Consider the following 20,903-nt stretch of genomic DNA (forward strand, 5'->3'; position numbering starts at 1 on the left):
TGGTAAAGGCGGCGTGGCGTTAACCAAAGAAACCGGAGCACAAGCGGTGCTGTCGAATTGGAATTAAGCATAGATGGGTAATGCGCGCCCGCGCCGGCGGGTTTAACCTTTGTCTTTGACATTCCCGGGCCTGCGCCCGGCTATAGCCATAAACGCGTGCGGTCGTGATCCGATGACATCCAATCCACCCAACGGCAGTGAAGGCAAGGCAGCGTCGGCCAACAAGCGCTGGCTGAGGGCGATCGAGCTGACGGCGCAAATCGAGGCCGAGCCGCAGCGGCTGTTCGCCGACCTGATCGATGAATGGGCGGAGCGCAGCCCCGCGCAGGCCTGTCTGGTCTCGGACCGCGAAAGCTTCACCTATCGCGAGCTTGCGGAGCGTATCCACCGCTATGCGCGCTGGGCGCTGGCGGAGGACTTGGCGGTCGGCGACTGCGTCGCACTGTTGATGCCGAACCGGCCGGAGTATCTCGCGGCCTGGCTCGGGCTCAGCCGCGTCGGTGTGGTGGTCGCGCTTATCAACACCAACCTCGTCGGACCGTCGCTCGCGCATTGCATCAACGTGTCCCGCGCCAAGCATGTCATCGTCGCGGCCGGGTTGCGCGAGGCGTTCGAAGGAGCCGCGCCGCTTCTTGCCGGGCGGCCGACGCTCCGCCTGCACGGCAGCGGCGACAAGGCCGACCTCACGGAGGCCCTGGCCGGATACGATGTCGGGCCGCTGTCGGCGGCGGAGCGCCGTGCGGTCACGACCGAGCATCGCGCGCTGATGATCTACACCTCCGGCACCACCGGGCTGCCCAAGGCGGCCAATGTCACGCATCGGCGGGTGCTGACCTGGGGACGCTGGTTCGAAGGGCTGATGGACGCGACGGCGGCGGACCGTCTTTACGACTGCCTGCCGCTCTATCATAGCGTCGGCGGCGTGGCGGCGCCGTGCAGCATGCTGAGCGCAGGCGCCTCGGTCGTGATATCGGAAAAATTCTCGGCGAGCCGCTTCTGGCACGATATCGCGCGCTGGGACTGCAGCATCTTCCAGTATATCGGTGAACTCTGCCGCTTCTTGCTCAAGTCGCCCGAGGCCGAGGCAGAGCGCACGCACGGGCTGCGCCTTGCCTGCGGCAATGGCCTCGCCGGCGACATCTGGGAGGCCTTCCAGTCGCGCTTCACCATTCCGCGGATCCTGGAATTCTACGCCGCGACCGAGGGCAATTTCTCGCTCTACAATGTCGAGGGCAAACCGGGCGCCATCGGCCGCATCCCTCCGTTCCTCAAGCATCGCTTTCCGGCGGCGATCATCCGCCTCGATGCCGACGGCACGCCGCTTCGTACGGCCGAAGGATGGTGCGTCCCGTGTGCGCCTGACGAGGCCGGTGAAGCGATCGGGCGGATCGGAACGAAAGAGCAGCGCGGTGGCCAATTCGAGGGTTACACGGATGCTGCCGAGACCGACAAGAAGATCCTGCGCGACGTGTTCACGCAAGGCGACGCCTGGTTCCGCACCGGCGACCTGATGCAGGTCGACCGCGCCGGTTATTTCCGTTTCGTCGATCGCTCCGGCGATACGTTCCGGTGGAAGGGAGAGAACGTCGCGACGTCGGAGGTCAATGCGGTGTTGCTCGCATCTGCCGGCGTCACCGATGCCGTCACTTACGGCGTCACGATCCCCGGCGCCGATGGCCGCGCCGGAATGGCCGCGATCGTGGTCGGCGACGGCTTCGACATTGCGGCGATGTATCGTCATATGGAAGGCCGGCTGCCGTCCTACGCGCAGCCGGTCCTGATCCGCATCCGCACGACGCTTGATGTCACCGAGACGTTCAAGCCGAAGCGCGCCCAGCTCGTGAGCGACGGCTTCGATCCCGCCGCGGTCAGCGACCGCCTGTTCTATCGCGACGCGGCCGCTGCAACCTATCGGCCGCTCGATGCCGCGAAATTCGCCGGCATAGTGGACGGCACCTTACGCCTTTAGGGACCGTAGATCGCCAATTCCGTATCCGCGAGATCCACGAGCCGCGGCCGATGTGGCCCCTTGAAATACTTCCGCCCCCGCGCCTGGCTGAAGTGGCCGGGAATGCCGGCCAGGGGACCGTCGGCATCGAGGATCACGATCGGCTTGCCGCGCAGCAGGAGATACCGCCCCAGCGCGCCGGCGCAGGCGGCGAAGTCCGATATCGACGGGCAATAGGCAAGCTGCACCGCGGGCATCGGGATGAAGCCGCGCCGCTTGCGCAGCTGAAAAAAGATGAACGGCATCGCGCGTCCGTTGGCGCGGCAGACCAGGCTGAGATTGCCGTAGCCGGCATGGCGCCGCAGCATGGCGTCGTCCTCTGCGCGCAAGCCTTCAACCGGTGCGCTATCGGCGGTCACCCGCGCGATCGATATCGTCGCACCACGCCACGACAGAAACGGCAGCGCGAGAAACTGGCCACTGCACCAGCGCACGTAACCCTGCGCCTCGAGGATCGGCCAGGTCGGCCGTGCCGGCGTAATGTTGAAATAAGTGACGTCCTTGCGCTTCTGCACCATCGATGCAAACATCGCGCCGAAGTTGCGAAACGCGGGGTCGACGTACCAACTTGAAACATTGCAGGTGTCGGCGACCACGCCATCGATCATTTTGCGGGCATAGATCAACAGCAGGCAGCCGACGGCCACGCCGTCATGCTCCATCAGATAGCCGAAGCGCGGTGCATTCGGCGGCACCTCGCGCGTCGCCTGGCGGTGCAATCCGCGCATCCAGTAGGTGCGGGGGCGGTACGCGAAACCCCGCGTCAACAGGTCGCCGACAACGTCGAGATCCCGCTCGGTGATCTCGCGAGTACGGGGATGTGAGCCGGCCATCAATTTACCCTGGCGCGCAAAAAGTCCGGTATGACGTGGTAAATAGTCGCGGATAGGCCTATGTTCTTGTCATAGCCAGCACGGAAAGCAAAAGAGCTGATGTCGATAAGGTTAAAGATCATTTCAGAAATGCAGCAGATTGCGCGCGAGCAGAACATCACGCTGCCGCCGCTTGACGACGATTTGCCGCTTCAGAGCACCAGTCTGGATTCCCTGGGCTTTGCGATCCTGGTCGCGCGACTCGAGGATGAACTCGGGCGTGATCCTTTCACGATTGCAGACGAAGCCGCGTTCCCCCTCACAATAGGCGACTTCGTCAGGGCCTACGAGAATGTCCCGGCCTGACGTCAGGCCATTGCGCGGCTATCTTGGGACCGCTGCTGCGGGCCGCACGATGTCGGACGCGCATCGGCAGGTGTCGCTGACCGGGATGGCGGGGCAGACCTGGCTCGGCGGAAGGCTGTTCGAGCTTACCGGCCGTTCGGTGCTGCTCGATCTTGGAACCCAGCTTCAGTCCGCGATCGGGCTCGCCGAGCTCGACGGTGTCGCGCAGCGGATGCTGCTGTTGCCGCCCGATGTCAGCGCCGATCATCTCGCCAGCCTGGTCAAGACGGTTGCGATCGACGCCGTGGTATCGGATGACCCGGCGCGCTGGATGGACAGCGGGATCGAGAACTTTGTCGCGACCACGGAGCCGCAGTCGGCATCCACGCCGACCGTCACAGCGCGCACGACGGAATGGCTGATGCTGACGTCGGGCACCTCGGGCGTGCCCAAGGTCGTCAGCCACACGCTCGCGGGCCTCAGCGGTGCCATCGTTGCTGATACGCTGGCGCCAACGTCGCCGGTTTGGGCGACCTTCTACGACATCCGCCGTTATGGCGGCTTGCAGATCCTGCTCCGTGCCATGATCGGTGGCGGATCGATGGTGCTGTCGGATCCGAAGGAAGCGATGGCCGACTGGGTCGCGCGCCTCCATGCGCATGGTGTGACGCATATTTCGGGCACGCCGACGCATTGGCGGAAGCTCTTGATGAGCGGCGCCGCCGATGGATTCGCGCCGCGCTATGTGCGGCTGTCCGGCGAGATCGCAGACCAGCCGATCCTCGATGCCTTGAAGCAGACCTTTCCCGCGGCATCGGTCGGGCATGCCTATGCCTCGACCGAGGCGGGCGTCGGCTTTGCCGTCAATGACGGCCGCGAAGGTTTCCCCGAGTCGATGCTCAATGGCGGCTGCGAAGGCGTCGACATGAAGATCGAGGACGGCTCGCTGCGCATTCGCTCGGGTCGCGTCGCGACCGGCTATGTCGGCTCCGGCATCCCTGCACTGACCGATGCCGACGGATTTGTCGACACCGGCGATATGGTGGAAGTCCGCGGCGGCCGTTGCTATTTCGTCGGCCGCCGCGGCGGCATCATCAACATCGGCGGCCGCAAGGTTCATCCCGAGGAGATCGAGGCCGTCATCAACAGCCATCCCGGCGTGCGGATGTCACGCGCGCGGGCGCGGAAGAGCCCGATCACCGGTGCGATCGTCGCCGCCGATATCGTGCTGGCCGAAGGTTATTCGTCCGGCGACAGCGATGCGGTGCGCGACGGTGTGCTCGCGATCTGTCGCGCAGCACTGGAGCCGCACAAGGTGCCGGCCGTGGTGCGGTTCGTGCCAACGCTGGCGGTGACGTCGGCCGGCAAGCTGGCGCGAACAGATGCGTAGCATCCTCGTCACCGGGGCAAGCCGAGGTATCGGACTTTCGATCGCGCGGCGCCTCGCTGCTGGCGGCGATCGCGTGATCGCGGTTGCGCGCAAGCGGGGCGCGGAACTTGACGACGCCATCGCGGCGGCAGCAGCAACATCCGGCGAAATCGGCTTCAAGGCGTTCGATCTCAGCGAGGTCGGTGCGATCCCCGCCTTCGTGAAGGAGCTGCGCGGCGAGTTCGGCCCGATCTTCGGGCTCGTCAACAATGCCGGCATCGGCACCGAGGGCCTGCTCGCGACCATGCACAACAGCCAGATCGAGGCGCTGGTCCGCCTCAACGTGCTGTCACCGATCATCCTGACCAAGTATGTCGCGCGGCAGATGATGGCCGACCGTGCGGGCCGCATCATCAACATGTCCTCGATCATTGCAACGACCGGCTACAGGGGCCTGTCGGTCTATGGCGCGACGAAAGCGGCTGCCGCAGGCTTCACGCGCTCACTGGCGCGCGAGGTCGGCCAGCTCGGCATCACCGTGAACGCGATCGCGCCCGGTTTCATCGAGACCGAACTCACCGGAAACCTGAGCGAGGGCGACCGCGAGCGGATCGCCGGCCGCAGTGCCTTGCGCCGGCTCGCGACGCCGGACGATGTCGCCGCAACGGTCGAATTCCTGCTCGGCGAGGGCGGCACCAACATCACCGGCGCGGTGCAGGTGATCGATGCCGGGAATACGGCATAAAGCGTTTTCAATCAGAACCGAACTTGCTCTAGGTTTTCGCCACCGGCTTCGCGGCCGAAAACTGCGGGAACATCTCGGCCACCACGGGCCCATCCAGCCGCCATGAATGGCAACCGCCGACGAAGAACGGCGGCTCCTTCATCTCCTGCTGCTGGTCGAGCGAGCCGCGGCCTTGCGGCGTCTTGCCCGATGTCGCGGTCTGGAACAGCGTCGTCACCGCCGGCCCCAGCAGCTCCTGCAAATGGGTGCAGGTCTCGAGCTTGCCGATCTTGCGCCTGACGATCTCGCGCCAGCCCTTGCCGATGCGCTCGCCGACCAGGCGCTGCAGGATGCCCTCCACGTCGAGGCAGGACGGGTAGGGCGTCGCCGCCATCGTGGTGCCGGCCTCGCGGATCGTAAAGCTGTCGTCGACTGCAAGCCGCAGCCGGATATCGTGCACGGGATCCTCGGGCCGGAGCTCGCCGCGATGGCGTTCGTGCCGCGCATAGGGCTTGGTGTCGACCAGCCGCGCCTCGACCTCCCACAGGCCGTCGTCCCTGAGATAACCCAGGCATTCGACCGAGCGGCGGTGCATCAGGCGGCGAGGTTTTTCGACCGCATTGGCGTCATGTTCGGACATCTGGACTCGCTGGATTGCCTTCGGTAATCCAATCGGCCGACCCCATCGATGTCAACGTCCGCCGGCGCGGCCGCGCCATGCGTCAGCCCGCACGTCTCACCAACGTCAGGTCGGGCGCGTCGTGGTCGAAATGGATCAGCCCGTATTCCGGAAAATCGATCATCACGCCACGCTTCAGGTAGTCCCAGGCGTCACCGGGAAATTCCGCGGCGTATTCATTGGTATCGATCGAGAACACCACCACGCCCTCGGCGTTACCGTCCAGCCGCACGGTGTCGCCGAGCCTGATCTCCTGCCCGTCCGGATACTTCACTGCGGGCTCCGGTGCGTCTCCATGACGCGGGACGCACAGGTCAGCTCACGCGCCGGTCGCGATTCTCCCAGTACGGCCGGCGCAGCTCGCGCTTCAGGATCTTGCCGGCGCCGGACAGCGGCAGCGGTGTCGCGGTAATGTCGACGCTGCGGGGGCACTTGTAGCCGGCGATCAGCGTCTTGCAGTGCTCCATCAGCTCCTCGGGCGTCGCGCCGGCGCCGCTCTTCATCACGACGACGGCGTGAACCTGCTCGCCCCAGCGCTCGCTCGGGATGCCGATCACGGCGCATTGCGCCACCGCCGGATGCTGCGCCAGCGCGTTCTCGACCTCGGCCGAATAGACGTTCTCGCCGCCGGAGATGATCATGTCCTTGACGCGGTCGACGACGTAGACAAAACCGTCCGCGTCCATGTAGCCGCCGTCGCCGGTATGCATCCAGCCGTCGATCACCGCGCGCGCGGTCTCCTCCGGCCGCTCCCAGTAGCCCATCATCACCACGTCGCCGCGCACCGCAATCTCGCCGACCGTGCCCAATGGCACGACCTTGTCGTCGGCGTCGACGATCCTGACCTCGCAGCCGAGCGTGGCGCGGCCGGCGCCGCGATGCCGGCCCTTGGCGCGGCCGTCGCCGATATGCTCCTTCCAGTGCAGGATGGTCGCGATCGGCGACAGCTCGGTCATGCCATAGGCCTGCGTGAACTCGATATGCGGCAGCGCCTTCATCGCGCGCATCAGCACGGCGTCGCTGATGACGGAGGCGCCGTAGGCGATCCGCTTCAGCGACGACAGGTCGTAATTGCCCAGCGTCGGGTGGTCGACGAACATCTGGATCATGGTCGGCACCAGCAGCACGTCGGTGACGCGCTCCTTCTGGATCGCGGCCGCGACACCGTCGGGCGTAAAACCCTGGATCACGACGTTTGAGCCGCCCGAGAGCAGCACCGAATACATCGCCGCGCCATTGGCGAGGTGGAACATCGGCGCGGCATGCAGATAGGTCGTGCTCGACGGCCACAGGCCTTCGCCGAGCGCGTTGAGCGCATTGGCCATCAGATTGCCGTGGCTCAGCATCACGCCCTTGGAGCGGCCGGTGGTGCCGCCGGTGTAGAAGATGCCGGCGAGATCGTCGCGGCTGCGCATCGCGTCCGCGACAGGTTCGTGGCGCGCGATCAGGCTCTCGTAATTCTCCATCCCGGCCGGCGTCTCGCCGTCATCGGCATAGACCAGCCTGAGATCGGGGACGGCTTTCGCCAGCGCCGTACCGACCGGCGCAAACGCCTTGTCGACGAACAGGATCCCGGCGCGGCAATCGCGCAGGGCATCCTCGTTCTCGAGCGGAGACCAGCGGATGTTGAGCGGCACGATGACAGCGCCGGCCCAGCCCACCGCGAGATAGAGCTCGAGATAGCGATCGGAGTTCAGCGAGAGCACCGCGACGCGGTCGCCGTCGGCAGCACCGAGCGCGCGGATGGAAGCGGCGAGCCGGGTGACGCGCGTGCCGACCTCGCCCCAGTTGCGGCGGTGGTCACCGCAGACGATTGCGAGCCCGTTTGGATTGACCTGCAGCGCGCGCCGCAGTCCGTGCGTGATGTTCACCCTGTTCCTCCCTTGATGCATTTCCCTTGCGGGGCGGTTTGTCCGCCTTCTTGCGAGTTGATGTCGTGGCGATGCCCTCGGTCAGGCGGATCGCGAATTCCTCGGCGACGGCGCGCCCGGTCATTGCGCCGCCGGGCTGGAACCAGTGACCGATCCAGTTCAGGGAGCCGGCGATCGCGAAGGCCGACAGCTTGGCGTCGCAGGGCTTGACAGAGCCGTCCGCGACGCCCTGCGCGATATAGTCGCGGAAAGCGCGGTCGATCCTCCGCTTCGCGGTCTGGACGATCTTGCGATTGTCCTCGTTGAGATCGCGGATGTCAAAGCGGACGAGGCTCTTGCCATAGTCGGTGGTCATCAGTTCCGCGTAGCGGACGGTCAGCTTGCGCAACTTGTCCAAACCCGAGCCGACGCCGGCCGAGGTCTCGGCAATGCATTCGTCGACCAGCTCGTTGCCGATCGCCCAGCATTCGAACAGGATTTCATCCTTGCCGCGAAAATAATTGTACAGCGCCGGCTTGGTGATGTTCAGCCGCTTGGCGACATCGTTCAGCGTGGCGCGGTGATACCCTTGCTCCAGGAACAGCGCCACGGCCGTGCGCAGCACCGCCTCGCGCTTCTCGTCGCGCGCGCGGCGCCGGCTTTCGAACGGCAGCCAGGGGGATTCGTTGTCGGAGGGGGAGCGGGCGTCCATGTCGGGCAGCTGTTGTCGCATTGACTCCGTGAAGCGTCCCGTATATTACCCGTGGGTAACAAATAGTCCAGTGGGTAATTTTCGGGAGGACTTCAATGACGTCACGCACCTGCGTTGCCGGGGTCGGCATGATCCCGTTCGTCAAGCCCGGCGCCAACGCGCCGTATCACGTGATGGGCGCCGAGGCGGCGAAGCTCGCGCTCGCCGATGCCGGCCTCGACTATGGCCGCGTGCAACAGGCCTATGTCGGCTACGTCTATGGCGACTCCACCTGCGGGCAGCGCGCGCTCTATCCGGTCGGCATGACCGGTATCCCGATCGTCAACGTCAACAACAACTGCTCGACCGGCTCGACGGCGCTGTTCCTGGCCCGCCAGGCGATCGAGTCGGGCGCGGCCGATTGCGTGATGGCGCTCGGCTTCGAGCAGATGAAGCCCGGTGCGCTGGGGGCCGTCTTCACCGACCGTCCCAGCGCCTTCGACGATTTCGACGCTGCCGCCGACAAGCTCGTCGACGCGCCCGGCGTGCCGCTGGCATTGCGCTATTTCGGCGGCGCGGGTCTCAGCCACATGAAGAAATACGGGACGCCGCTGTCGGCCTTTGCCAAGGTCCGCGCGAAGGCGAGCCGCCACGCCAGGAACAATCCGCTGGCGCTGTTCCGGAAGGAAGTCACGGCCGATGACGTGATGAACGACCAGGTGATCTGGCCCGGCGTGATGACCCGGCTGATGGCGTGCCCGCCGACCTGCGGCGCCGCCGCCGCGATCCTGGTTTCCGAAAAATTCGCCGAGCAGCATGGCCTCAACAGGCAGGTGCGCATCGCCGCGCAGGCGATGACGACCGACACGCCGTCGACCTTCGGCGCCGAGGATATGATGCAGGTGGTCGGCTATGACATGGCGCGTGACGCTGCGAGGAAGGTCTATGAGGCGGCCGGCATCGGCCCTGAGGATCTCGACGTCGTCGAGCTGCACGACTGCTTCGCGCATAACGAGCTGATCACCTATGAGGGGCTCGGCCTGTGCGGGCAGGGCGAAGCCGCGCGCTTCATCGACGACGGCGACAACACCTATGGCGGCAGGATCGTGACCAATCCGTCCGGCGGCCTGCTGTCGAAGGGGCATCCGCTCGGCGCGACCGGGCTCGCGCAATGCTACGAATTGACGCGGCAATTGCGCGGCACCGCGGCGGCGACGCAGGTGGAGGGTGCGCGGATCGGCCTGCAGCACAATCTCGGCCTCGGCGGCGCCTGCGTCGTCACGCTCTACCAGCGCGCCTGAGGCTGCCATGGTCGATCAATCCGCTGTCGGGCGTGCCTTCGCGCCCGTGACCGCGCGCGTCGAGCCGGGACGGCTGCGCTTCTTCCTCGATACGCTCGGCGAGCGCAATCCGCTCTATCGCGAGCCGGAGGCCGCCAGGGCCGCCGGCTATGCGGCGGCGCCGGTTCCGCCGACCTACCTGTTCTGCCTGGAGATGATGGACGCCGCTGACCCGTTCGAATTCCTGACCGCGCTCGGGATCGATCTTGCAAACGTGCTGCATGGCGAGCAGCGCTTCGACTACCACGCGCCCGCGGTCGTCGGTGACACCCTGACGTTCGAGTCGCGGGTCACCGGCGTGACCGACAAGAAGGGCGGGGCGATGACCCTGATCGTGGTCGAGACCATGGTCACCAACCAGGACGGCGTCCATGTCGCCGACACCTCGCGCACGGTGGTGGTGCGCAATGCGAGGCCGTCATGAGCGCGAACTTTCCATCGGTCGGCGACCGCATCGTCCACAAGGCGTTTCCGCCGGTCACCCGCCATCGCCTCGCGCTCTATTGCGGCGCGTCGGGTGATCACAACCCGATCCATGTCGACATCGACTTCGCGAAAGCGGCCGGTTTTCCGGACGTGTTCTCGCACGGCATGCTTGTGATGGGCTATCTCGGGCAGGCGTTGACCGATGCGGTCGAGCCGTCCCGTGTCCGCTCGTTCTCGACCCGCTTCGCCGCGATCACCCAGCTTGGCGCCAGGCTGACCTGCGAGGGCACGGTGACGGAGCTGTTCGAACACGGCGGAGAGAAGCGGGCGAAGCTCGCGCTGACCACGAAGGATCAGAACGGCGAGGTCAAGCTCGCCGGCGAAGCTGTGATCGCGGTGTAGGTCGCAGGCGGTAGGGCCGCGAGGACTGAGCCCTCCCTCGCCCCGCCCTTGCGGGGAGGGTTGGGGTGAGGGGCTGCTTCCGCGAGCTCTGCAGGCAGCGAGACCTGTACCCCTCACCCGGAACGCATCTGACGATACCTCTCCCCGCAAGCGGGGCGAGGTGAAGAGAGAGCATTGGAGTTGAAGGAGAGATCATGTCGAAACTGCAAGGCAAAGTCGCGCTCGTCTCAGGCTCCGGCCGCGGCATCGGGCGCGCGATTGCGCTGAAGCTGGCGAGCGAGGGCGCGAAGGTCGTGGTCAACGATCTCGACGCCGAGCCGGGCGATGCCGTCGCGGCCGAGATCAAGGGCGCCGGCGGCGAGGCGATCGCGGTCAATGGCAGCGTGTCCGAGGCCGGCTTTGCGGACCGCTTTGTCGGTGCTGCGATGGAAAAACTCGGCGGGCTCGACATCATCGTCAACAATGCCGGCTACACCTGGGACGCGACCATCCAGAAGATGAGCGATGAGCAGTTCCAGGCGATGCTCGACGTCCATCTGGTCGCGCCGTTCCGCATCCTGCGCGCGGCATCCGAGCCGATCCGGGTGATGGCGAAGAAGGAGGCCGAGGCCGGGCGCGAGGTGTTCCGCAAGGTCGTCAACATCTCCTCGATCGCGGGCCTCTACGGCAACGCCGGGCAGGCGAGCTACTCCTCGGCCAAGGCCTCGCTGATCGGGCTGACACGCACGATGTGCAAGGAGTGGGGCCGCTACAAGGTCAACGTCAATTGCGTCGCCTTCGGCCTGATCAATACCCGCCTGACCCAGCCGATCGAGGCGCAGCAGAAGACCATCGATGTCGCCGGCCGCGACATCAAGGTCGGCGTGCAGCCGCAGATGCTGGAGGCGATGGGCCGGATGATCCCGCTCGGCCGCGGCGGCACGCCGGAGGAGGCGGCGGATGCGGTCTATCTGTTCTGCAGCCCGGAATCGAACTACATCAGCGGTCAGGTGATCGTCGCCGGCGGCGGTCTGCTGATCTGATAGCGAGGCGAAATGCAATACCGATCGTCCTGGATGACCGAGGAGCTGGACACCTTCCGCGACCAGTTCCGCAAATTCCTCGCCAGGGACCTGGCGCCGCACGCCGAAAAATGGCGCGAGCAGAAGCTGGTCGACCGCTCTGCCTGGCGCGCGCTCGGCGAGATGGGTGCGCTGTTGCCCAGCGTGCCGGAAGCCTATGGCGGGCTCGGCACCACCTTCGCCTATGACGCCGCCGTGCTCGATGACCTCGAGAGCACCGTGCCGGAGCTGACCACCGGCGTCTCCGTGCACAGCGCGATTGTCGCGCACTACATCCTCAACTACGGCTCGGAGGAGCAGAAGAAGCGCTGGCTGCCGAAGATGGCCTCGGGCGAGATGGTCGGCGCCATCGCGATGACCGAGCCCGGCACCGGGTCCGACCTGCAGAGCGTCAAGACCACGGCGAGGAAGCAGGGCAATTCCTACGTCATCAACGGCCAGAAGACCTTCATCACCAACGGCCAGGCCGCCGACCTCGTGATCGTGGTGGCGCGCACCGGCGGCGCGGGTTCAAAAGGCATCTCGCTGATCGTGGTGGAGACCGAGGGCGCGGAAGGTTACCGGCGCGGGCGCAACCTCGACAAGATCGGCCTGCATGCCTCCGATACATCCGAGCTGTTCTTCGACAACGTCACGGTGCCCCCGGAAAACCTGCTCGGCCAGGAGGAGGGCAACGGCTTCGTGCAGCTGATGCAGCAATTGCCGCAGGAGCGGCTGTCGCTCGCGATCGGCGCGGTCGCATCGATGGAGCGCGCGGTGAAGATCACCGCGGATTACACCAGGGAGCGCACCGCGTTCGGCAAGCCGCTGCTCGAATTCCAGAACACCGCCTTCAAGCTCGCCGAGCGCAAGACGGAGGCGATGATCGCCCGCGTGTTCGTCGACTGGTGCGTCGAGCGCCTGGTCGCCGGCGATCTCGACACCGTCACCGCTTCGATGGCGAAATGGTGGTGCTCGCAGAAGCAGGTCGAAACCGCGGACGAGTGCCTGCAACTGCACGGCGGCTACGGCTACATGCAGGAATATCCGATCTCGCGGATGTTCATCGATTCCCGGATCCAGAAGATCTACGGCGGCACCAACGAGATCATGAAGCTGTTGATCGCGCGGTCGTTGTAGGCGGCCGGGCACGCAAGATCTCTCCGGCGGGAAAACGCGGGATGACTACCGCGCCTCGTGGAACCGGCTGAGGAACGCCTTCAGCCGCTCGCTGCTCGGCTTGCGGATGATCTCCTCCGCCGTGCCGGTCTCGGCCATCACGCCGTCATTCATGAAGCCGACCCGGCTGGAGACGTCGGCGGCGAACGACATCTCGTGCGTCACCAGCACCATGGTCATGCCTTCGGCGGCGAGGCTGCGGATCACCGCGAGCACTTCGCCGACCAGTTCAGGGTCGAGTGCCGAGGTCGGCTCGTCGAACAGCATCACGTCGGGCTTCATGGCGAGCGCCCGGGCGATCGCGACGCGCTGCTTCTGGCCGCCGGACAGCCGGCTCGGATAGGCGTCGGCCTTGTCGGCGAGGCCGACCTTGGCGAGCAGGTCGCGGCCGAGCGCCTCGGCGTCGGGTTTTGACATGCCCTTCACCTGCACCGGGCCCTCGGTGAGATTGCCGAGCACCGTCATGTGCGGGAACAGGTTGAAATGCTGGAACACCATGCCGACGTTCTGGCGCAGCGCGGCGAGCTTGGCGTCGTCAGGAGCGCGAAGGCCGGTGCCGAACTTGAAGCGATGCGCACCGATCGCAAGCTCGCCCTGCTGCGGCGTCTCGAGCAGATTGAGGCAGCGCAGGAAGGTCGACTTGCCGGAGCCGCTGGCGCCGATCAGGGTCACCACCTCGCCGCGCTGAACCGACAGCGAGGCACCCTTGAGGACATGGTGATCCCCGAACGATTTGTGGATGTTCTGCGCGGCCAGCATCGTGCCATCAGCGTTCATCGATGCGCTCCCAGCCTGAGCTCGACCTGGTCAGCGACCAAGGTGAGCGGAAACAGCACGACGAAATACATCACCGCGATCGTGGTGTAGACCTCGAGCGGCCGGTAGCTCGCTGCCGTGATCACCGAGCCCTGGTACAGCAGATCGCCGACTGCGACCACCGAGACCAGCGAGGTGTTCTTCAGCTGCATGATGGTCTGGTTGATGAAGGAGGGGATCATCACCTGGATCGCCTGCGGCAGCACGATGCGGCGGAAGATCCTGCCGCGCCGCATGCCGATGGCGCGGCCGGCTTCCCACTGGCCCTTGTCCACGGCCTCGATGCCGCCGCGGAAGATTTCGGCGTAGAACGAGCCGGCATAGAGCGACAGCGCGACGAAGCAGGCCATCGCCGGCGTCATGTCGACGCCGATCAGGACGGGCAGGGCGTAATAGACCCAGACCAGCTGCACCAGAAGCGGAGTGCAGCGGAACACCTCGATGTAGAAGCGCAGCGGCATCGAGATCCAGCGCGGCGAATTGGTGCGCAGGATGCCGACCGTAAGTCCGATCACGAGCCCGGTGATCACGGTGATCACCGTGTAGAGCAGGGTGACGAGCAGCCCCTGCCAGATCAGGGGCCAGTAGGGCTTGAGCGCTGCGAAATCCCAGACGTACATCGGCGCAGCGTCAGAACTGCACTTCGGCCGGGATGTCCTCCGGCGTCAGTCCGACGGACTCGAAGCCCTTCAGCATCCATTCGCGGGTCTGGCCGAGCGAGCGGTTGTAGTCGGCCCAGGCACTGAGGAAGTCCTTGTAGCGGCGGTCGGCCTCGGCGCGGATGCCCATGTTGGTCGGCAGGGTCAGCAGCGGCTTCGGGATCGCGAGCTCGCCGAGATTGGGATTCTTCTTCAGGGTCGAGACCGCGAGCACGGCCAGCGACACGTTGCAGTCGGCGCGGCCGGTAGCGACCGCAAGGATCGCCTCGTCGCGGTTCTTGAAGCCGAGGATGGTGGCCTTCGGGCAATAGCGCCGCGCGATCGTCTCATGGGTGGAGCCAATGTCGACCGCGATCTTGACCTCGGGCTTGTTGATGTCGGCCCAATTCTGCGGCTTGGCAAAGCCCTTCTTGGTGATGACGGTGAAGGAGTGCACCAGGATCGGCGTCGAGAAGTCGATCACCAGCGCGCGCTCCGGTGTCGGGTTCACGGCAAAGGCGAGGTCGACCTTGCCGCCCTGCAAATCGAGGATCTGGTTGCCCCAGGTGGATTCCAGGGTCTCGATCTTGGCGCTGAGCTTGGAGGCGATGTCGTTGGCCATGTCGATGCAGGCGCCCGACCACTGGCCCGAGGCGAGGTCCTTGTGGAAGTAGGGCTCCTGGCCGACGATGACGGCGACCCGCAGCACGCCGCTTTTCTTGATGCGATCGAGCGTGGAATCCGGCGCGGTGTCGGCCTTGGCCGGACCTGATGAGGCGATCGCGGCGGCGCCCGCCAGCGCGACAGTGGTGAGTGCGTCCCTGCGATTCATGGTCGATCCTTCTCTCCCCGAGGTCGGTTGCGCTGGACTATTCCTGTATTCAGGATAAAATGCAAGTTAGTATTTTGTATCGCTGACCATTTGAGCGGCAAGGCAGTCAATCGCCCAATCTGGCAGCAGCGGCCTGCCTGACCCCGGCAAAATCGGGGAATGAGGGGCTTGCCAACCGCATTCAATACTGAATACAAGACTGAACGCAGTCAAGGGGCGGTTCGGACAATCCGTCACGCCCCGGTGGCGCCGCCCCCGGGCGGCGAGCTGTCAAGATCGGAAGGAGAGGTCTGTTGCGCGCTCTGTTCGTCGATGCCAACGACACACTGGCTGATGTCACCGAGAAGCTGTTGCGTTTGCAGAGCCTGCCGGTCGGCATCAACCGCAATGCGGGCGTCAGGCCGGACGATCTGCCCGGCCTGCTCGGCGATACCGAGATCATGATCGTCGACCACACCGCGGTGCCGACTGCGATCGCCGCCAGGTGCAGTGGCCTCAAGCATGTCGTGTTCCTCGGTACCGGCGCGCGCAGCTACATGAATCCGGAGGAACTCGCCGAGCACGGCATCGCCGTGCACACCATCAAGGGCTATGGCGACACGGCGGTCGCCGAATGCGCCTTCGGCCTGATGTGGGCCTCCGCCAAGAGCTTTGCTGTGATGGATCGCGGCATGCGCGACGGCCAGTGGCTGCGCCGCGATGCGATGCAGCTCACCGGCAAGACGCTCGGCCTGGTCGGCTTCGGCGGCATCGCGGCGGAAGCGGCGCGGCTTGCGCTCGGCTGCGGCATGAAGGTGCTGGCCTGGAACAGGACGGCGAAGACGCATCCCGGGGTCGAATTCGTCTCGCTCGAGCGCCTGCTCGCCGAGAGCCACGTCGTCTCGCTGCATCTTCTGCTCAACGACGATACCAAGGGCTTCCTCAGCCGCGCGCGGATCGCTGCGATGCGCCCCGGCGCGATCCTGATCAACACCGCGCGCGGCGCGCTGGTTGACGAGGCCGCGATGGTCGATGCGCTGCGCTCGGGCCATCTCGCCCATGCCGGCCTCGACGTCTTCACCGTCGAGCCGTTGCCGGCCGAACACGTGCTGACCACGCTGCCCAACGTGACGCTGTCGGCGCATTCGGCATTCCGCACGCCCGAAGCCAGCGACAACCTGATCGGCGCCGCGCTCGAGCATTGCCGCCGCATCATCGCGACCGGCCGCTGATCTCCTGAAAGGACCGCAGAATGTCTGACATCACCCGCATCGACCAGAACGCCCGCCGCAGCCGCGCCAGCGTGTTCGGCGATCTCGTTTTCCTTGCCGGTCAGGTCGCGGATACCAGGACTGCAGACATCGCGCAGCAGACCCGCGAAGCTCTCGCCAAGGTCGACGACATGCTGGCGCGATCAGGCACCGACAAGTCGCGGCTGCTCAGCGTGCAGGTCTGGCTCAGGACCATGGACGATTTCGATGCCATGAACGCGGTCTACGACGCCTGGGTGGTGCCCGGCAACGCGCCGACCCGCGCCTGCGGCAAGGTCGAGCTCGCCGATCCAGCCTACCGCATCGAGGTCATCGCGATCGCGGCGCGCCGCTGACGCATCGGAGCGTGCCCGTGACCGTTCAGGAAAAAAGCTTTCGTCCCGCCCGGCGCATCGGCGCGATCGGCGTGTCCGAGATCCTCAAGATCGGCGCGGCCGCGCAGCGGTTGAAGCGGGAAGGGCGCCCGGTGATCGTGCTCGGCGCCGGCGAGCCTGATTTCGATACGCCCGATCACGTCAAGGCCGCCGCGGAGGCCGCGATCCGCGCCGGCCAGACCAAATACACCATCCTCGACGGCACCATGGAGCTGAAAGCCGCGATCGCGGACAAGTTCCGCCGCGAGAATGGCCTCCACTACGAGAGCTGCGAGATCACCGCGGGCGCCGGCGCCAAGCAGGTGATCCACAACGCCTTCATGGCGACGTTGAGCCCCGGTGACGAGGTGATCCTCGCTGCGCCCTATTGGACGAGCTACGCCGACATGGTGAAGATCGCGGACGGCGTTCCGGTCGACGTGCTGTGCCGCGAGGACAACGGCTTCCGACTCGATGCCGAAGATCTCGAGCGCGCGATCACGCCGCGCACACGCTGGCTGCTGCTCAACTCGCCGTCCAATCCGACCGGCGCGGCGTACTCGGCGGCGCAGCTCCGGCCGATCCTCGACGTCCTGATGCGCCATCCGCAGGTCTGGCTGATGGCTGACGACATCTACGAGCACCTGACCTATGACGGCGCGCCCTTCGTCACGGCGGCCGCGCTCGAGCCCGGCCTGAAGCCGCGCACGCTCACCGTCAACGGCGTTTCGAAGGCCTATGCGATGACCGGCTGGCGCGTCGGCTATGGCGGCGGCCCGCGCGAGCTGATCGCGGCGATGGCGGTGGTGCAGAGCCAGAGCACGACCAATCCGTCGTCGGTGAGCCAGGCGGCCGCGATCGCGGCACTGTCGGGACCGCAGGACATCCTGATCGGGCGCCGCGAGGCCTTCCAGCGCCGCCGTGACCTCGTCGTCGACGCCCTCAACGCGATCGACGGCGTGAGCTGCCGCCGCCCGGAGGGCGCGTTCTATACCTTTGCAAGCTGCGCCGGCCTGATCGGGCGCCGCACGCATGACGGCATGCAGATCGACAGCGACAGCGCATTCTGCCGCTATCTGCTGGAGCGGCATGACGTGGCCGTGGTCCCCGGCAGCTGCTTCGGCCTTGCGCCATATTTCCGTCTATCCTACGCAACCTCGGACCAAAATCTGCGCGACGCGCTGGATCGCATCGCCAATGCCTGCAGGGAGCTGTCATGACCAAAACAAACGCCCGCACCGGTGGCCGGATCCTGATCGACCAGCTGGTCGCGCAAGGGGTGGAGCGCGTCACCTGCGTTCCCGGCGAGAGCTATCTGGCGGCGCTCGACGCGCTGCATGACAGCCCGATCGACGTCGTGATCTGCCGCGCCGAGGGTGGTGCAGCGATGATGGCCGAAGCCTACGGCAAGCTCACCGGCCGTCCCGGCATCTGCTTCGTCACCCGCGGCCCCGGCTCGACCAATGCGGCGCATGGCGTGCACATCGCGATGCAGGATTCGACGCCGATGATCCTGTTCGTCGGCCAGGTCGATACCGGCATGCGCGAGCGCGAGGCGTTCCAGGAACTCGACTACAAGGCGGTGTTCGGCACCATGGCGAAATGGGCGGTCGAGATCGATCGTCCCGACCGCATTCCGGAACTGGTCGCGCGCGCCTTCCGCGTCGCGTTGCAGGGCCGCCCGGGTCCGGTCGTGATCTCGCTGCCCGAGAACATGCTGACGGAAACCGCGGCGGTAGCCGACGCGCCGAAAGTCGAGCCTGCGGCGACATGGCCGGCGCCTGCTGATCTCGAACGCCTCGGTGCGATGCTGGCAAGCGCCAAGGCGCCGATCGTCGTGCTCGGCGGCTCCGCCTGGACTGCTGATGCGGCCCAGGGCATCGCACGCTTTGCCGAGCGTTTCGACCTGCCGGTTGCAACCTCGTTCCGCCGCGCCTCGCTGATCGACGCCGATCACTCCCACTATGCCGGCGACCTCGGCATCGGGCCGAGCCCGAAGCTGAAGGATCGCATCACGGGTGCCGATGTCATCCTGCTGATCGGCGGCCGCATGTCCGAGATGCCGTCATCGTCCTACACGCTGCTCGACATTCCCGTCCCGCACCAGAAGCTCATCCATGTGCATCCGGGCTCCGAAGAGCTCGGTCGCGTCTACCAGCCGGCGCTGGCAATCCAGGCGACGCCTGCCGCCTTCGCGGCCGCGGTCGGGACCATGAAGCCTGCGGCGACGCCCGCCTGGAAGGGCGAGGCGGCCAAGGCGCATGCCGATTATCTCGCCTGGACCGAAAAGCCGCGCGAGCTGCCGGGCAATTTCCAGTATGGCCAGGTCGTCACCTGGCTGCGGGACCGGCTGCCGAAGGATGCGATCGTGTGCAACGGCGCCGGCAATTATGCCGGCTGGATTCATCGCCACCACCGCTTCCACGCCTTCGCCGCGCAGCTTGCGCCGACCTCCGGCTCGATGGGTTATGGCGTGCCGGCGGCCGTGATGGCCAAGCGGCATCACCCCGATCGCGTCGTCGTCGCCTTCGCCGGCGACGGCTGCTTCCTGATGAACGGGCAGGAGTTTGCGACCGCCGTGCAGTATGACGCGCCCTTGATCGTCGTCGTGATCGACAATGCGCAATACGGCACCATCCGCATGCATCAGGAGCGCGACTATCCCGGCCGCATCGTCGGCACGCAGCTCAAGAACCCGGACTTCGCGCTCTACGCCAAGGCGTTCGGCGGCCATGGCGAGCGGATCGAGCGCACCGAGGATTTTGCGCCGGCGTTCGAGCGCGCGCTGGCCTCCGGCAAGCCCGCGATCCTGCATTGCCTGGTCGATCAGCGCGCGCTGTCGGTCGGCAAGGATTTCGCCCCCGAGGAGGCCAGGCGCTGATGACGGATGCGGGCCGCCATGTTGCGATCATCGGCGCCGGCGCGGTCGGTGTGATCAGCGCCATCGAGGCGCTGCGCTTCGGTCATCGCGTCACGCTGATCGATCCCGGCGAGCCCGGTGGTGAGCAGGCGGCGAGCTACGGCAATGCCGGCTGGCTGTCGTCGCATTCGGTGATCCCGCCGGCCGAGCCCGGTACCTGGAAGAAGGTTCCGGGGTATCTGATGGATCCGCTCGGGCCGCTGGCGATACGCTGGTCCTATCTGCCGAAGGCGCTGCCCTGGCTGATCAGATATCTGCTGTCGAGCCGCACCGAGGCGCAGGTCGAGACCACGGCGCGGGCGCTGCGCGACCTCCTGAAGGACGCGCCGCAGTTGCACCGGCAGCTCGCCGATGAAGCCGGCGTGCCCGAATTGATCGAGCGGCGCGGGGTGATGCATGTGTTTCCCTCGCGTACGCCCTTTGATGGCGATCTCGGCTGGCGTATCCGCAAGCGCGTCGGCATCGAATGGCTGGAGCTCAACGAGGACGAGATGCGCCAGCGCGAGCCCGACCTCGACCCGCGCTACAAGTTCGGCGTCGTGGTCGAGGAGGCGGGCCGCTGCCGCGACCCCGGCAGCTATGTCGCGGCGCTTGCCGCGCATGCGGTCGCGAGCGGCGCCAGGCGCGTCGCCGCCAGGGCAACCGGCCTCAGGCTGCAGGACGGCAGGCTTGCCGCTGTCGTGACCGAGAGCGGCGAGATCGCCTGCGATGCCGCGGTCGTGGCCGCGGGTGCGCGCTCGAAGCAGCTCAGCGCCTCGATCGGCGATCCGCTGCCGCTCGAGACCGAGCGTGGCTATCACGTCATGATCGAGAATCCGGAGTCGGGGCCGCGCAACTCGATGATGGCCTCGGATGCAAAGATGGTGGTGAACTGGACCGACAAGGGCCTGCGCGCCGCGGGCACCGTGGAGATTGCGGGTCTCGATGCCGCACCGAACTGGAAGCGTGCCGAGATCCTGCGCGACAATCTCTTCAGCATGTTCCCGAAGCTGCCGAAGAACATTCCGGCCTCGCGCATCAAGACATGGTTCGGCCATCGCCCGAGCATGCCCGACGGCCGTCCGTGCATCGGCTATGCCCGTGCCACGCGCGCCGTGGTCTACGCCTTCGGCCACGGCCATATCGGCCTCGTCGGCTCGGCGCGCACCGGACGCCTGGTCGCCCAGCTCCTGAGCGGCAAGACGCCGGAAATTGTGCTCGCACCCTTTGCTCCCTCACGCTTCCTCTGA

22 protein-coding genes are annotated in these 20,903 nt (G+C 66.2%); 14 read left to right on the forward strand and 8 right to left on the reverse strand.

Annotated elements, in window-relative coordinates; all coding sequences use genetic code 11:
- Window positions 1-172: 172 nt before the first annotated feature.
- Window positions 173-1,969, forward strand: coding sequence for a long-chain-acyl-CoA synthetase (locus JQ586_RS35090; protein WP_212399212.1), 1,797 nt, complete (start codon window positions 173-175; stop codon window positions 1,967-1,969).
- Here the strand turns inward: JQ586_RS35090 and JQ586_RS35095 are convergent.
- Window positions 1,966-2,841: an acyl-CoA acyltransferase gene (locus JQ586_RS35095; RefSeq protein ID WP_212399213.1), complete on the reverse strand. Its 876-nt coding sequence runs from the start codon at window positions 2,839-2,841 to the stop codon at window positions 1,966-1,968. The two genes, JQ586_RS35090 and JQ586_RS35095, sit on opposite strands and share 4 nt — an antisense overlap.
- Before the next feature lie 99 nt (window positions 2,842-2,940).
- Between JQ586_RS35095 and JQ586_RS35100 the strand changes: the two genes are divergently transcribed.
- From JQ586_RS35100 to JQ586_RS35110, 3 genes are read left to right on the forward strand one after another with little or no spacing between them, the layout of a single operon-like run.
- Entirely contained in the window at window positions 2,941-3,186 is a 246-nt protein-coding gene (locus JQ586_RS35100) for an acyl carrier protein (RefSeq protein WP_212399214.1), read from the forward strand.
- Entirely contained in the window at window positions 3,173-4,555 is a 1,383-nt protein-coding gene (locus JQ586_RS35105) for a class I adenylate-forming enzyme family protein (RefSeq protein WP_212399215.1), read from the forward strand. Before JQ586_RS35100 ends, JQ586_RS35105 begins: the two co-directional genes overlap by 14 nt.
- Window positions 4,548-5,279: an SDR family NAD(P)-dependent oxidoreductase gene (locus JQ586_RS35110; RefSeq protein WP_212399216.1), complete on the forward strand. Its 732-nt coding sequence runs from the start codon at window positions 4,548-4,550 to the stop codon at window positions 5,277-5,279. Before JQ586_RS35105 ends, JQ586_RS35110 begins: the two co-directional genes overlap by 8 nt.
- 28 nt (window positions 5,280-5,307) lie before the next feature.
- Here JQ586_RS35110 and JQ586_RS35115 read toward each other — a convergent pair whose 3' ends face one another.
- The 4 genes from JQ586_RS35115 to JQ586_RS35130 form a co-directional block, all read right to left on the reverse strand.
- Window positions 5,308-5,898 (reverse strand): DUF2889 domain-containing protein, encoded by a 591-nt coding sequence (locus JQ586_RS35115; protein ID WP_212399217.1) that lies wholly within the window; start codon window positions 5,896-5,898, stop codon window positions 5,308-5,310.
- An 82-nt stretch (window positions 5,899-5,980) separates the two neighbouring features.
- Window positions 5,981-6,211, reverse strand: coding sequence for a hypothetical protein (locus tag JQ586_RS35120; RefSeq protein ID WP_212399218.1), 231 nt, complete (start codon window positions 6,209-6,211; stop codon window positions 5,981-5,983).
- A gap of 40 nt (window positions 6,212-6,251) precedes the next feature.
- Window positions 6,252-7,808: a long-chain fatty acid--CoA ligase gene (locus JQ586_RS35125; RefSeq protein WP_212399219.1), complete on the reverse strand. Its 1,557-nt coding sequence runs from the start codon at window positions 7,806-7,808 to the stop codon at window positions 6,252-6,254.
- A complete protein-coding gene (locus tag JQ586_RS35130; RefSeq protein WP_249148559.1) occupies window positions 7,738-8,520 on the reverse strand; it encodes a TetR/AcrR family transcriptional regulator in 783 nt (260 codons plus the stop codon). Before JQ586_RS35130 ends, JQ586_RS35125 begins: the two co-directional genes overlap by 71 nt.
- Before the next feature lie 74 nt (window positions 8,521-8,594).
- On the opposite strand from JQ586_RS35130, the gene JQ586_RS35135 reads away from it, so the two are divergent.
- The 5 genes from JQ586_RS35135 to JQ586_RS35155 all read left to right on the forward strand — a co-directional run bounded on the left by JQ586_RS35135 (window position 8,595) and on the right by JQ586_RS35155 (window position 12,826).
- A complete protein-coding gene (locus JQ586_RS35135; protein ID WP_212399220.1) occupies window positions 8,595-9,779 on the forward strand; it encodes a lipid-transfer protein in 1,185 nt (394 codons plus the stop codon).
- 7 nt (window positions 9,780-9,786) lie between these two features.
- On the forward strand, window positions 9,787-10,242 hold the full coding sequence (locus JQ586_RS35140) for a MaoC family dehydratase N-terminal domain-containing protein (RefSeq protein ID WP_212399221.1): 456 nt from the start codon (window positions 9,787-9,789) through the stop codon (window positions 10,240-10,242).
- Complete coding sequence (locus JQ586_RS35145; protein ID WP_212399222.1) at window positions 10,239-10,646, forward strand: MaoC family dehydratase; 408 nt, start codon at window positions 10,239-10,241, stop codon at window positions 10,644-10,646. Before JQ586_RS35140 ends, JQ586_RS35145 begins: the two co-directional genes overlap by 4 nt.
- A 194-nt stretch (window positions 10,647-10,840) precedes the next feature.
- Window positions 10,841-11,668, forward strand: coding sequence for an SDR family NAD(P)-dependent oxidoreductase (locus JQ586_RS35150; RefSeq protein WP_212399223.1), 828 nt, complete (start codon window positions 10,841-10,843; stop codon window positions 11,666-11,668).
- 12 nt (window positions 11,669-11,680) lie between these two features.
- On the forward strand, window positions 11,681-12,826 hold the full coding sequence (locus JQ586_RS35155) for an acyl-CoA dehydrogenase family protein (RefSeq protein WP_212399224.1): 1,146 nt from the start codon (window positions 11,681-11,683) through the stop codon (window positions 12,824-12,826).
- Window positions 12,827-12,871: 45 nt separating this feature from the next.
- Here JQ586_RS35155 and JQ586_RS35160 read toward each other — a convergent pair whose 3' ends face one another.
- Genes JQ586_RS35160 through JQ586_RS35170 form a run of 3 tightly spaced genes read right to left on the reverse strand, consistent with a single transcriptional unit; the run spans window position 12,872 to window position 15,151 of the window.
- Window positions 12,872-13,642 (reverse strand): amino acid ABC transporter ATP-binding protein, encoded by a 771-nt coding sequence (locus JQ586_RS35160; protein ID WP_283815515.1) that lies wholly within the window; start codon window positions 13,640-13,642, stop codon window positions 12,872-12,874.
- Window positions 13,639-14,301 (reverse strand): amino acid ABC transporter permease, encoded by a 663-nt coding sequence (locus tag JQ586_RS35165; protein WP_212399225.1) that lies wholly within the window; start codon window positions 14,299-14,301, stop codon window positions 13,639-13,641. Before JQ586_RS35165 ends, JQ586_RS35160 begins: the two co-directional genes overlap by 4 nt.
- 10 nt (window positions 14,302-14,311) lie before the next feature.
- Window positions 14,312-15,151 (reverse strand): transporter substrate-binding domain-containing protein, encoded by an 840-nt coding sequence (locus JQ586_RS35170; protein WP_212399226.1) that lies wholly within the window; start codon window positions 15,149-15,151, stop codon window positions 14,312-14,314.
- A 293-nt stretch (window positions 15,152-15,444) separates the two neighbouring features.
- On the opposite strand from JQ586_RS35170, the gene JQ586_RS35175 reads away from it, so the two are divergent.
- Genes JQ586_RS35175 through JQ586_RS35195 form a run of 5 tightly spaced genes read left to right on the forward strand, consistent with a single transcriptional unit; the run spans window position 15,445 to window position 20,903 of the window.
- The gene (locus JQ586_RS35175) at window positions 15,445-16,362 is read left to right on the forward strand and encodes an NAD(P)-dependent oxidoreductase (RefSeq protein ID WP_212399227.1); all 918 of its coding nucleotides are present in this window, start codon (window positions 15,445-15,447) and stop codon (window positions 16,360-16,362) included.
- A gap of 20 nt (window positions 16,363-16,382) precedes the next feature.
- Complete coding sequence (locus JQ586_RS35180; protein ID WP_212399228.1) at window positions 16,383-16,736, forward strand: RidA family protein; 354 nt, start codon at window positions 16,383-16,385, stop codon at window positions 16,734-16,736.
- Window positions 16,737-16,747: 11 nt separating this feature from the next.
- The gene (locus tag JQ586_RS35185; RefSeq protein WP_409411037.1) at window positions 16,748-17,974 is read left to right on the forward strand and encodes a pyridoxal phosphate-dependent aminotransferase; all 1,227 of its coding nucleotides are present in this window, start codon (window positions 16,748-16,750) and stop codon (window positions 17,972-17,974) included.
- Complete coding sequence (locus JQ586_RS35190; RefSeq protein ID WP_212399230.1) at window positions 17,971-19,635, forward strand: thiamine pyrophosphate-binding protein; 1,665 nt, start codon at window positions 17,971-17,973, stop codon at window positions 19,633-19,635. The genes JQ586_RS35185 and JQ586_RS35190 overlap by 4 nt, the downstream gene beginning before the upstream one ends.
- Entirely contained in the window at window positions 19,635-20,903 is a 1,269-nt protein-coding gene (locus JQ586_RS35195; protein WP_212399231.1) for an FAD-binding oxidoreductase, read from the forward strand. The genes JQ586_RS35190 and JQ586_RS35195 overlap by 1 nt, the downstream gene beginning before the upstream one ends.

The organism is Bradyrhizobium jicamae, assembly GCF_018130215.1.
GTDB lineage: Bacteria > Pseudomonadota > Alphaproteobacteria > Rhizobiales > Xanthobacteraceae > Bradyrhizobium > Bradyrhizobium jicamae_A.

What these genes read in the sequence shown, in the direction of transcription:
- JQ586_RS35090 (WP_212399212.1), top strand. Translation starts at nt 173, where the DNA reads ATGACATCCAATCCACCCAACGGCAGTGAAGGCAAGGCAGCGTCGGCC.
- JQ586_RS35095 (WP_212399213.1), bottom strand. Translation starts at nt 2,841, where the DNA reads ATGGCCGGCTCACATCCCCGTACTCGCGAGATCACCGAGCGGGATCTC.
- JQ586_RS35100 (WP_212399214.1), top strand. Translation starts at nt 2,941, where the DNA reads ATGTCGATAAGGTTAAAGATCATTTCAGAAATGCAGCAGATTGCGCGC.
- JQ586_RS35105 (WP_212399215.1), top strand. Translation starts at nt 3,173, where the DNA reads ATGTCCCGGCCTGACGTCAGGCCATTGCGCGGCTATCTTGGGACCGCT.
- JQ586_RS35110 (WP_212399216.1), top strand. Translation starts at nt 4,548, where the DNA reads ATGCGTAGCATCCTCGTCACCGGGGCAAGCCGAGGTATCGGACTTTCG.
- JQ586_RS35115 (WP_212399217.1), bottom strand. Translation starts at nt 5,898, where the DNA reads ATGTCCGAACATGACGCCAATGCGGTCGAAAAACCTCGCCGCCTGATG.
- JQ586_RS35130 (WP_249148559.1), bottom strand. Translation starts at nt 8,520, where the DNA reads ATGCGACAACAGCTGCCCGACATGGACGCCCGCTCCCCCTCCGACAAC.
- JQ586_RS35135 (WP_212399220.1), top strand. Translation starts at nt 8,595, where the DNA reads ATGACGTCACGCACCTGCGTTGCCGGGGTCGGCATGATCCCGTTCGTC.
- JQ586_RS35140 (WP_212399221.1), top strand. Translation starts at nt 9,787, where the DNA reads ATGGTCGATCAATCCGCTGTCGGGCGTGCCTTCGCGCCCGTGACCGCG.
- JQ586_RS35145 (WP_212399222.1), top strand. Translation starts at nt 10,239, where the DNA reads ATGAGCGCGAACTTTCCATCGGTCGGCGACCGCATCGTCCACAAGGCG.
- JQ586_RS35150 (WP_212399223.1), top strand. Translation starts at nt 10,841, where the DNA reads ATGTCGAAACTGCAAGGCAAAGTCGCGCTCGTCTCAGGCTCCGGCCGC.
- JQ586_RS35155 (WP_212399224.1), top strand. Translation starts at nt 11,681, where the DNA reads ATGCAATACCGATCGTCCTGGATGACCGAGGAGCTGGACACCTTCCGC.
- JQ586_RS35160 (WP_283815515.1), bottom strand. Translation starts at nt 13,642, where the DNA reads ATGAACGCTGATGGCACGATGCTGGCCGCGCAGAACATCCACAAATCG.
- JQ586_RS35165 (WP_212399225.1), bottom strand. Translation starts at nt 14,301, where the DNA reads ATGTACGTCTGGGATTTCGCAGCGCTCAAGCCCTACTGGCCCCTGATC.
- JQ586_RS35170 (WP_212399226.1), bottom strand. Translation starts at nt 15,151, where the DNA reads ATGAATCGCAGGGACGCACTCACCACTGTCGCGCTGGCGGGCGCCGCC.
- JQ586_RS35180 (WP_212399228.1), top strand. Translation starts at nt 16,383, where the DNA reads ATGTCTGACATCACCCGCATCGACCAGAACGCCCGCCGCAGCCGCGCC.
- JQ586_RS35190 (WP_212399230.1), top strand. Translation starts at nt 17,971, where the DNA reads ATGACCAAAACAAACGCCCGCACCGGTGGCCGGATCCTGATCGACCAG.
- JQ586_RS35195 (WP_212399231.1), top strand. Translation starts at nt 19,635, where the DNA reads ATGACGGATGCGGGCCGCCATGTTGCGATCATCGGCGCCGGCGCGGTC.